The sequence below is a fragment of the Paenibacillus terreus genome, assembly GCF_042138595.1.
GTDB lineage: Bacteria > Bacillota > Bacilli > Paenibacillales > Paenibacillaceae > Paenibacillus > Paenibacillus terreus.
On sequence record NZ_JBHIRX010000008.1, the window covers coordinates 136,720 to 148,753 of the forward strand.

A 12,034-nucleotide genomic window follows, 5' to 3' on the forward strand; every position below is an offset into this window, starting at 1 on the left:
ATAGTTAGCTGCTCTTGCCTCTTGCATCAATCTTGATACGCTCCACAACCTTACCGGCACGAACACCCAAAACTTCATCGCACAAATTCGGAATGACGCAAGCGTGATTGGGGATGATCGTAAGCTGTTGGCCAATTTGCAGGGATAGTGACGGATCGTACCGCAGGAAGCCATGCTCCTCGTTCAGCTTGAAGATTTCGATCTCCGGCTGCTCGATGATATAGCCGTATCCTTTGGAAAAAGGCATCATGTCCGTCGTCAGCGTCTTGGACCCGGCATCGATAATGGCTCTCCCCGGAGCCGGCACACTGACTACCGTTGTCACCACACGCAGAGCGCAATCATCCACCGTTACCATCCCCATGGACAGCTGGCCTACATCATGGAATAGATAGTTGCCGGCACGAACCTCCGTCACCCCATCCAGGTCTTGTGCAAACTTGGATGAAAGCGAGGACCCGCCGCTGACGACCGTAAGATCGATACCGGCTTCGCGAATCATGTCTGCCGACTGCTTCAACAGCAAGGCTTCGCTTTTGGCCATGGCCCGGATGCTCTCCTTGGAGCTTTCGCCATAAATTTGTCCGGCGTAAGACAGCACACCAACAACTTCTATCCCGGGAAGGCTGTGAATCTGCTTGGCAAATTCCAATGTGTCTTGCCCTGGCTGCCGGCCACAGCGGCCAATGCCTCCATCCACTTCGATGCAAAGAGGAATTCTGCTCCCCAGGCGCTCACCGACGCGGGAGACTGATACGGCCCCTTCCATACTGTCAGCTACACAAGTGACCTTGATCTGCCGGGCCAGGCGAAACAGCCGCTCCTGTTTATCTTCTCCGATGATGGGAAAGGCGATCAGAATATCATCGAAGCCTGCCTCGGCCATGACCTCGGCCTCGCCTAATTTGGCGCAGGTAATGCCTGTGCATCCTGCTTCAAGCTGCTTGCGTGCGAAATAGACGGATTTGTGTGACTTAATGTGTGGACGGTGGCGGATACCTGCGCTTCGAACAACCTCAGCCATTCGCTGGATATTGCGTTCCGTAATATCCAGGTCAACAATAACAGCCGGTGTAGATACGTTCATTCCGTTCATGCTCCCTTCTTTGCAGTAATAAAAAACGAGAATCTTCACCCCTTTTTAAAAATAAAAAAAATTAGATAAAAAAAATATTTTTTAGATCATACACAGTATGAATTCAATCAGCAGAATTTGTCAATATAAAATTCAAATAAAGTAAGATAAGATAACATGAAACTAACCGCTCAAATGGCTGCGCTTTCATTTTATTCGAGGAGAAAATCCATTTACGGGGACACCGCAACTTCTCATCGCGGAAGGATTGTGAGCCTGTGAATCTGGATTTTGAGAAGCCAAGCGATGTACCCGGCTAATATTTTTTGGGAATGGCCGGGGTACATGGATGCTGCGTGAGCAGCATGTGGGGATTCTTCTGTTTTACCGCGTGTTTTGAGGTGTGTTTTTATCCGTCTGGGCTCTGACTTCATCGAGATAGTTGTACAGCGTAAACTTGGAAATATCTAAAAATTGGCACACCTTGTCTCCAGCCTTCTTGACCAAAAAGGCTCCGCGCATGTCAAGAAACTGGATCGCTTTCAATTTATCTTCCTTGTTCATATGGGATACCGGCTTGCCGATTTCTTTCTGGCACTCCTGCAGAAGATATTCGACCAGTTCATTTACATCATTGACGAACACTTCCTTCACCTCTTGATCAAGGCTGTGCATCGTGATGGACCGAAGTGTATTCTCCGCAACCAGGAAATCCGAAATATCCAAATTGATGCAGAGCGCTCCCACAGTCTCACCCTTGCTGTTCTTGAAATAGGTGGACGACGAACGAAGAATCTTCCCGTCCTTCGTTTGGGTGATATAGTTGTACCGATCACCGTCGGCAACCGTTCCCCGGAGCACCTCGAGGCCCAAATTGCTTCCGCAGTCTCCAACCTTTCTGCCGGTAATATGCCCGTTCTCAATCGCTACAATTGTGCTTTCATAGCCCTGAGTCAGATCATGAAGCACAACCTCGCATTTATTGCCGAATTGTGCAGCAATGCAGCGGACCAGGGGCAGAAGCGTGTTCATTTCATCCTTAATATTTTCCATTTCACACACACTTTCCGCAGTTATCTCAAAAAAAGTTTGATATCCAAACAAAAGTTGTTATCCCTAGTTTCCTCAAAGTTCGTTATTTTGTCAAGCGGAGAAGGTGGAAGAAAACAAAAGAAGCCCTCCTTTTAGATGGTTGCTGGTTCACATCCATTTACTAAGGAGAGGCTTCTTTTGGATTATAGTCTACCTTCAAATATTATCTCAATTGACGGTCGTCAATCAGCTTGCTTTCGATCAAAAAGCGCTGTACGACTGCTGCGGTTTCAGCTCTGGTAAGGTTCACGATTGGCATCAGGCTTTGGTTCGATCCCTTGACAAGCCCATGGCTTACCGCCGTGGCAACCGCCTCATCCGCCCAAGGAGCGATTTGCTCCCGATCCGCAAACGCAGACAATGAAGCTTCCGCATTTGCACGGTCCGCATCAGCTCCTGCAAACCTCATCGCCCGATCAATGATCACTAACGCTTCTTGTCTGGTTACTGTCTGGTCAGGCAGGAAAGCCCCATTATTATAGCCGTTGATCAAGCTATACTCCGCCGCTCTCGCCACAGCCCCCGCATACCAATCCTCTTCAGAAACATCTGTAAACTTATTATTGATATCTGCCTGATCACCCAGTCCCAGCGCCCTTACAACAATCGCCGCAAATTCCGCCCGCGTAACGGATGCGTTCGGCTGATAGCGCTTCGCGTCAACGCCTTTAACAATCATTCGCGAAGCCATATCGTTCACGGCTTGTTCAGACCAGTGACCCGTTACATCATCAAATGTTCTGGAATTCCAGATCAGTGTATAATCACCGTTCGTTAGGCTGTTGACTACGGCATAATACTTCCCGTCACGCACCGTAACAGCTGTTGGTACATGGAGTACGCTGCCATCCTGGTTAATAACGACCGCTGTTGTCACCCGGCTTGGGTCAATCCCCCCCGGAAGTGCAATTTCACGCTTTACATAGCTGTTGAATTGCTCGACATTTACGATTTTTCCGTTTGCCGATGCTGATACCTGAAAATGAACTGGTGAAGCTGTAACCGTGAAGCCATCTTGTGCGGCTGCATTTTCTACACGTTTTACCGTATCCTCATCGCTTTTTCCGATCTCAATTTGTATTACAATGTCGGACAGCTTTACACTCTCCCCCAATTCACTGGAAAGCTTGTCGATATCAATCTGATCAGCAGGCAGCTTGTAACTTCCAATCTGTGTTTGAACATCCAGAAGCGTCTGCTTGTCTTGCATTGCTTTTACCGCATCTGCCTTCAGTACAACAGAAACGCTGTCCGCACCATCACCTGCTGGAATGGTAACGGTAGGCTGTCCATTCGCCTGCTGGAGCTGTGCAACCAATTTGGCGGTATCCACTGCAACGGTCAGTACGGAACGCCCGTTAACATTCGTTTTCGTATTCGTTGCAATTTGTTCATATGGCTGCCCATCCACAATAATTTGCAATCCGGAAGATACGGCAGCTGTTGGTTTCGATACGGAACCACCTCCACTGTTCGTCTTGTTCCTATCATGCGAACCTGAATCCGAAGAATCTGAAGAACCCGAGTCCGTACCTGGAGCTGGAGAATCTGGATCTGGCAAATCCGGATCCGAACCAGGAGAATCTGTATCCGGCAAATCCGGGTCCGTACCTGGGGAAGGCACAGCTTCAGCTCTATTAACGGCCACTGTATAGGTCTTGGTGCTGCCATCCTGAGCCGTTACCAGGATTTCAATTTTATTTTCGCCCACTTCCAAAAGCAATTCCGGTGACTCTTCCCCGTGCTTGAACACATAAGGACCGCTGGTCAGAAGACCGGAAGGGCCATAAACACTGGCTGTCACGGTTCCATACACATCATCGGCAACACCTGTCTTGACAGTTATACTGCTGACATTGTTGTCTACGCTGGCCGTATAATGCGTAATATCCGGCGCAAATACAGGATTCAACCCGATGCCCTTTAACACAAGACCGTCCACATCTGCATTGTTGGATAATGGCGTGACACTGACTTCGTTGGAGTAATCACTGCTGCTTGTCCCAAAGTTGGCTTTGACTGTAAAATAATAAGTTTTTCCGTTCGTCAAGCCGGCAGCATGGTAGGAAGTTTCGTCCACAATCGCCACAGGCAATGAACCATAAACTCCGGATTTCGTGCTTTGATAGACACTGTACGTGACAGCCCCTTCTGCGGGATTCCATGCAAGCGTTGCCTCTTCGCTGCCCGCCTCTGCTGTCAAATGAGTTGGGACCGGACTCTCAATCGTATACGTGAAGGTTGCGATATCACTGGCCACCAGGTTTGCACCCTCTGCGATAGCTTTAATGGTTAGGGTCTCCCCCGGCAATCCATTGACGGTTACACGATCACCGATTGGACTTTGCAATGTCGGATCCGTTCCATCCTGCGTGAAGTGAATCTGTGTCCCATAAGATGAGCTGTTTAGATTGATGCTGCTGTTATTGGGAACAACTGCACCGCTGGAAGGAGATGCCGTAGGCTTGTCTGCCTTCGGCTTGATCAGAAAGTTAAATGTGCGGGACACCTTGCCGCCTACCCCGTCACTCACCTCTATCGTGAATCTCTCCGTGCCAAAGTAGCCTTGATCCGGCTTGTATGTTATAGGGCCCGCTGGCGCGATATCCGCTCCACCACTTGGCGCGGTATTTTGCTCGAAACGGAGTGTGCCGTGCGCCGGCGCGGCAGTGATTGTCCAGGTCATGGTTTGATCAGCGTCTGGATCACTTACGCTTAACCAATTTTTCAAATCAACAGCTGGAGTATCCTGGTCAATCATCAACAAATTATCGATACCATTTACAAACGTCGGGTCAACATTCTGGCCAAGGATCTTCACAAAATGGCCTTGTGCATCAAACATGAATATTTGGTTTGAACCATTCACAACATAGGCATGACCTCTGTTGTCTGTTGTCGTATGATATGGGCCCGAAAAATTCGGATGAATGAGTGTCAACCTGTAACTTCCATCGCTATTATAGACCTGCACCCGGTTATTACCTCTGTCCGTAACGTACAGCATGTCGTTCTCATCCACATAAACACCCCAAGGGTTATTAAGGTGGCTGTTATCCGCCCCAGCAACGCCTTTCTCACCAATCGTTTTCAAGTAAGTGTAGCTGTCATGCACATGATCATATGCATAGACAAGCACGATATGATTAAAGTATTGTGAGACATAGAGATTCCCCTTCGAGTCTGTGGCAACTCCCATAGGTCTGTCCAAAATTTGAGGCGCGAGCAAAATATCGCGATAAAGACTTCCATCGGTATTCATACGGTATACTTTGTAATTTTGATCTGTTACGAAGATATGTCCGTAAAGATCAAGTGTTATGGATTCAGAAGCATTACTTTGGGCTATGGATAAATCTATCGTCCGCAACCAATCGCCCTCGTGGTTAAATACTTGAATGCGGTTGTTCGAATAATCCAGCACATAAATCTCACCGGAAGTTTGATCAACCGCCACACCTTTAGGTACGTTGAGATGTTCGTTATCCGATCCGCCCTCCCCCACCCCAAGAGTCATGGCAGGAGTCATATCATTGTTATACACCCGCACAACATCGCCGCCAACATCAGCTACATACAATCGCCCGCTGCTGTCCGTGGCCAGTCCACGCATGTCTTTCGCCTCCCAGCCCGATTGGACACCGGCAAATGCTGGAGGTACCAAACTAAAGAGCAAGAGACATGCGGTCAAAAACGATACCCATTTTTTCATCTGTGCTACTCCCCCTCAAAGCTGTCAGAGCACTTACCCGCTCAGTGGCTTTAGCGTAGCAAAAAAGCACTTAACACTTTCTCAACATTTTTCTTCAAAAAACGACAAAAAGGTCTTCAGACCCGAGTCTAAAGACCTTGATTATCTTATTTTCAAATTTCCTCGGACCAAATTTGTCTCTTTAGCCGCTCTATCTTTGCTGCTCCCATCTGATCACCAGCCTGACTCAGACCGCTCACCAGCATATCGTAATAATCCTCACAGAAAGGGTCCAGCTCAATGAGTTTATTGAGGAGAGTTATCCTGGACGTATTCGACAGAAGACCCAATGCACCTGCTAAAAAGGATAATACTGCAGAACGCAGTTCAATTCGATAGCTATTCGCCCAATCATAATGCTCCGTCTCCAGGTAATCGCCGCTATAGTATGCAACGGCTTGCATGACCGTCTTTTCCGTGGCTTCCATCTTCATTAGCTCCAGCAGCTCTTCAAGATCACTATGAAGGACTCTGGTATCAATAGAATAGCGCTCATCACCGTACTTCACAATCTCATCATAACCCAGTGACTTGAACAGGCTGCGCATATAATATAGCGTGGTGTGCAGCAGCTGCTGCGCCTGTTTCGCCGATAGATCCGGCCACAACCGTTCAAGAATTGTATATTTGTATACCGGGCTGCCTCGGTAATGCCAAAGAAAAGCAAAAAGCTCCTTTGTTTTCTTCGTTCGCCATTTCAACAAATTCCCGGATGGATCGTATAATTCCATGCTTCCCATCATTTTTAGCGTCAGCGTTTGCCTTTTACTTGTGTCGGGCGCAGACCCGGCTGAATTCGTTTCTATTTTTCTCGCCCTGCTATCGGCATCACCGTCGCTCCAGCCACGCATTTTTCTCTGCAAGTTGGAATAACGGGAAAGGGTCTGAAGAAGCTTAGGCTTGGCAACAGGCTTGAGCAGGTAACCGATCGCTTCGGTGTGGAATGCATCCACCGCATACTGATCATGTGCGGTCACGAAAACGATCTCCGCGTCAGGACAGCGAAGCTTCAGCTGCTCTGCAGCTTCCAGTCCGCTCATCCGGGGCATCTCAATATCGAGAAAGATCAAGTCCGGCTCTAATCGCTCGCACTGGCCGAGCGCATCCGCCATGAATTGAAACCGCCCGACGACCTCTACGCCGCCAACATCCTTCAGTATAATTTCCAAAACATCCAGTGCAATTTCTTCATCATCAATTAGAACGGCTTTCCACATGATTGCCCTCCGCCAAATGGATTGTGATTCGCGTTCCCTTCCCGTAACGACTAACCATCTGCAGCTTTTGACCGTACCTCATCTGCAGCCGCCTGTTCACATTGCTAATGCCAATTCCGCTCTGAAGCCCTGTTTCCAGCAGCATGAGCTCTTCATCACGCATCCCGACGCCATCGTCCTCAACAACTATTTCCACACCGCTTCCGGCATGACGAACGATGATATTTACGGTGCCTCCCTCCGGCTTCTGACCAATCCCATGCCGAACCGCATTCTCTACAATCGGCTGCAGCGTCAGCGGTGGCAGCAAAGCTTGCGCATGCTCATCAATATCATACTGCACGCGCAGACGCTGACCGAATCGAAGCTGCTCGATCGCCAAATAAGATTGGACCAGCTCCAATTCCTTTTCCAAGGGGACTGCTTCCCCCTGAAAAACGAAGGTAAACTTGGCGCGCAGATAAGTGGTCAAATGCTGGATCGTTTCCCGGAGTTTATCCACGTCTTTATAACTAAGTCCAACTAGAGCGTTTAAACTGTTATACAAAAAGTGCGGGGTAATCTGTGCCTGCAAAAAATCCATTTCCCGGCGCACGGCATGCTCCGAGGAGCTTTTCATCGCCAGCAGCGACTGAACGCGTGCCTTGAGTTCCGCAATTTCGAACGGTTTCTGCAAAATGTCATTGGCTCCCGCTGCGAAAGCGGCAATCGTATCAGCGGTTTGCCCGGAGGCGGTTAACATGAGAACCGGAAGCTCGGACATGCCGTGCAAGGAACGAATGTTACGACAAATATCAAGCCCGGATACGCCCGGCATCATCAGATCCAGCAGCACCAGATCGGGCATCCTGCGCTGCAGCAATTCCAGTGCTTCCTCACCACTTCTTACTGCTGTATAAGCGAGATGCATTGAAGCAACCGCATCCATAGCCACTTTCAGATTGGAAAGCTCGTCATCCACAATCAGGATATGAAACGCCTTCTCCTTCCCTCCCGGTTTGGAATGCATGGCGGCCAATTCCGCAGTTTCCTCTTTCTTCACCATAACCCTGGAATCTGAAGAGACGGCGGTTTCTTTCTCCACATTACCGGCCAGCGGCAGTGTAAAGGTAAATTTTGAGCCTTGCCCAACCGCCGATTCCACTTGCAGGTGACCTCCCTGCAGCTCAACAAGCTGCTTCGATATACTTAATCCAAGACCAAGTCCGGCATTGGAATCTATTTTTGTCTCATGATCACGGAAAAAGGGTTGAAATAGCTGACTCATTAATTCCGGTGAAATGCCCCGCCCTGTATCGGCAACCGAGATCGCCAGCAGATCCCCTTGCACCTTCGCCGATAAGGACACCGTCCCGTGCTCCGTATACTTGAGTCCGTTCTCAAGCAAATTGTGCAGGATTTGACGCAATCGGTTCTCATCCGCCATCACTAACGGAAGCTTGGAAGGCAGCTGATTGATCAGGCGTACATTGTCCTTAAAGGGAGTGATCGACAACGTCTCCATGACAAATTCGCTTGAAATGTGCAAATCTACCGGTTTGATATGCACCTGCAGCCCTCCATAGCGAATCCGGTTCATATCGAGGATGTCGTTCACCAAGCTGGCCAGCCGCCGTCCGAGCAAATGCAGCAGCCTGATATTTTCACGATGCTCTCCCGGCAGCGGAGTCTCGATGTTATTCAGGAGGGCTTCCGATAAATTAATAATGCCATGGAGCGGCGTCCGAAGTTCATGCGATGTTTTGGCCAAAAATTCATCTTTTTGCTGATCATGCACCAGCAATTGCTCAGCCAATTGCTCACTTTGCAATAAAGCCTCCCGGAATCGGTCTGTCATCATAAACGATTGTGAAAGCACGACCAGCAGCAATGTAACAATGATGTAATAAGGACTATCCAACGCCAGCTGATAGCGGGTCTGGGCGAAGATCCAGCTTATAACCACAAAGAATACCCCAAGCAATATGTAATACACTCGCGCTCCGTAGTGCCGATAACGGAAAATCCAATAGAACATCATGATAAAGGCCCCGATCTGCAGCAATATGCCCGGCCAGCGCAGAAATAACAATATATTATTCGGAACCACTGCCAATAAAATCAGATAGATATACGAAACCCACTCAAACACTCTAAACCAGCGGTTACTCCGGTCATTCAAATAATAGCGTACATAGTAGATTAAAAACAGAATGGCCAGATATGGCAGAATAAAAAGCAATTTTTGCAGCAAATAAAAAGACAGGGATGGGATTATAGACGCCAGTACGATCTCATTGTCTATGGAAAAAAACAGTCCAAGTGCCAGGCAGAACAAACTGAAGAATAACAGGTACGGCTCCTTTCTCCATTGTCTGAACATCCCCGCGAAATAAATACCAAATACCAAGAGCGTTGTAATGACAATCATATCCGCCAGCCTTGCGGTATCGCGTCTTGAGATCACTTCGTCCGCCAATCCGAATTCCGGCGCTTGGACCAGACCGCCTTTTAGCGACTGATAGCTGGCGACTTGGATGATGATATCCATGGTCTGCCGATCCTCCTCAACCACACCAAAGACTGGGAAATTGCTGGGAACAAAGCCTTCCTCGGAAAGCGCAGGATTACCTGTACTGCCGACTTCCCGGTTGTCCATAAAAACACGGCTGGACATGCGTATTTTTTTTACTCTAAGGCCGTAATCTCCAGGTGAAGCGAGCATTATTTTTAAACGATATGTGCCTGCCCCGTAACCGTCTTTTGAAACCTTCCCCTCCCAATTTCCCGGTACAGGCAGATAACGCCGCTCTTTTTGCAGCTGCTTCATGGAAGCATGATTCGCAAAATCTGCGGGCGTCAACAGCCGGTCCTTATAAAACTCCCATTCCCCTTGCAGCGGAATCACGCCCTCAGAGAAGTTCCAATCTCTCGCGTCCAATATCCCTTGCTGCGCTTCCGGGTATACCTGGCTGGAATGGAGCCATTGAAAGATTAATAAAAAAGTGGCAACAGCAAATATCGTAATCATGCTGACCAGGCCCAGAGCTTGCTTTTTCATGTATGGCGAATTCCTTCCGTTTCTATTCTTCTGTAACTTTTCCCTTTAATCTTTCGAGTTCTTTTATGATAAGATCCAGGCGGTCCAGCATCTTTTTATCAATTTCCATTTTTCTTTTGAATCTAACCTCAATTATGATTAGTTCTACCAAAATGACGATCAGTAATAAGGCAATCAACGGAATCAAATGTATCCTCCTTAACTATTCTACTTTTTTGCCGACTCCGGACACGTATGAGGGATCTATTTCGCTGGCATGCGGCCTGTTCGGGATCCCGAACGAAATTACGTTTGAAGTGGTGGGTGTGGAATTTATTATAATTAGATAATCAACCTTTTTTTGATTATAGTACATCTAACACAAGATAAAATTCACAAATTTATGTACTCATACACAATTAACAATTTTCGTGATAAACTATCATCTAACTAACTTGCCTCGTTATTAGCTTGCAGCTGAACAAAATTCTATTTTCGCAGAAAACCGGGGGAAATTATGAAAACAGTACTGCTCAAGTGGAACGAATTGAGCCTGGTAAAACGAATACTTGCGGGGATTATCGTTGGGATTATCCTGGCTTTAACCGTTCCCAAGGCAACAGGGATAAGTATTTTCGGTTCCCTGTTCGTATCCGCCTTAAAGGCGGTTGCACCTCTGCTGGTATTGCTCATCGTCATATCAGCCATCTCGCATCATAAAAAAGGCCAGCAAACGAATATGAAATCCATTCTTGCCCTTTATGGTGTGAGTACTTTTCTGGCGGGGCTTACTGCGGTGATTGCCAGCTTTATATTCCCTGTAACTTTATCTCTCGTCAAAGGTTCTCAAGATCTGACTCCGCCGGATGGAATTGTAGAGGTGCTGAAGACCTTGCTGTTTAATGTGGTGGACAACCCGGTAAACGCCCTGATGACTGGTAATTATATTGGAATTCTGGCTTGGGCGATCGTGCTTGGTATTGTTCTAAGAAATGCCCATGACAGTACGAAAACCCTGCTTGTCAACTTTTCAGACGCTGTATCCCAAATCGTCAAATGGGTGATCAATTTTGCTCCGCTTGGCATCATGGGACTTGTCTTTGATTCCATTACAACGAACGGGCTGTCTTCCCTGCTTGATTACGGTAAATTACTGCTCGTACTTATTGGATGTATGCTGTTTATGGCGCTTGTTGTGAACCCGCTGATCGTCTACCTGAACATTCGCAGAAATCCTTATCCGCTTGTGCTCAGCTGCCTGAAGGAAAGCGGGATAACCGCCTTCTTTACCCGCAGTTCAGCCGCGAACATTCCGATCAACATGAAGCTATGTGAAAAGCTGAAGCTGAACCCGGATACGTATGCGGTATCCATTCCGTTGGGTGCTACGATCAATATGGCGGGCGCGGCCGTAACCATTTCCGTCCTGACTCTCGCAGCGGTTCATACGCTTGGTATTGAAGTGGATTTTGGTACAGCGCTGATTCTTTCCGTAGTATCCGCTATATCTGCGGCTGGCGCTTCAGGCGTGGCCGGCGGCTCACTTCTGCTTATTCCGCTGGCATGCAGCCTGTTTGGGATCCCGAACGAAATTGCAATCCAGGTGGTTGGTGTGGGATTCATCATCGGTGTCCTGCAGGACTCTTGTGAAACCGCGCTGAATTCCTCCTCAGACGTCCTGTTTACGGCAACTGCCGAATACGCCAAGCAGCGTAAAGAGGGCACGGAATATACAATGAGTGCATAATGCAACTAAAAAGCCACTTTTAACAGCAGCTGTTTCCTGGTTTTATAGGGAAATGGTTGCTTATTTTTTTCCGTATTGATTTTCAATGTATAATGAATTAGGGTAAAGATATACTTAAAAGTAGAAAAACTTC

The 12,034-nt window shown here is 47.9% G+C and carries 7 protein-coding genes; 1 reads left to right on the plus strand and 6 read right to left on the minus strand.

Annotated features, from left to right (window positions below; all coding sequences use genetic code 11):
• Positions 1–4: 4 nt before the first annotated feature.
• The 6 genes from ACE5KN_RS15995 to ACE5KN_RS16020 form a co-directional block, all read right to left on the minus strand.
• Complete coding sequence (locus tag ACE5KN_RS15995; RefSeq protein ID WP_375524710.1) at positions 5–1,087, minus strand: alanine racemase; 1,083 nt, start codon at positions 1,085–1,087, stop codon at positions 5–7.
• 372 nt (positions 1,088–1,459) lie between these two features.
• The gene (locus tag ACE5KN_RS16000; RefSeq protein ID WP_375524711.1) at positions 1,460–2,128 is read right to left on the minus strand and encodes a helix-turn-helix transcriptional regulator; all 669 of its coding nucleotides are present in this window, start codon (positions 2,126–2,128) and stop codon (positions 1,460–1,462) included.
• 202 nt (positions 2,129–2,330) lie between these two features.
• Positions 2,331–5,879 carry an S-layer homology domain-containing protein gene (locus tag ACE5KN_RS16005; RefSeq protein WP_375524712.1) on the minus strand — a complete coding sequence of 1,183 codons (3,549 nt, stop codon included), beginning with the start codon at positions 5,877–5,879 and terminating at the stop codon, positions 2,331–2,333.
• A gap of 152 nt (positions 5,880–6,031) precedes the next feature.
• Positions 6,032–7,135 carry a response regulator gene (locus ACE5KN_RS16010; protein WP_375524713.1) on the minus strand — a complete coding sequence of 368 codons (1,104 nt, stop codon included), beginning with the start codon at positions 7,133–7,135 and terminating at the stop codon, positions 6,032–6,034.
• Positions 7,113–10,175, minus strand: coding sequence for a hybrid sensor histidine kinase/response regulator (locus tag ACE5KN_RS16015; protein WP_375524714.1), 3,063 nt, complete (start codon positions 10,173–10,175; stop codon positions 7,113–7,115). Before ACE5KN_RS16015 ends, ACE5KN_RS16010 begins: the two co-directional genes overlap by 23 nt.
• A 22-nt stretch (positions 10,176–10,197) precedes the next feature.
• Positions 10,198–10,362, minus strand: coding sequence for a hypothetical protein (locus ACE5KN_RS16020; RefSeq protein ID WP_375524715.1), 165 nt, complete (start codon positions 10,360–10,362; stop codon positions 10,198–10,200).
• A 309-nt stretch (positions 10,363–10,671) separates the two neighbouring features.
• Between ACE5KN_RS16020 and sstT the strand changes: the two genes are divergently transcribed.
• Positions 10,672–11,901 carry a serine/threonine transporter SstT gene (gene sstT / locus ACE5KN_RS16025; RefSeq protein ID WP_375524716.1) on the plus strand — a complete coding sequence of 410 codons (1,230 nt, stop codon included), beginning with the start codon at positions 10,672–10,674 and terminating at the stop codon, positions 11,899–11,901.
• The last annotated feature ends 133 nt before the right edge of the window (positions 11,902–12,034 follow it).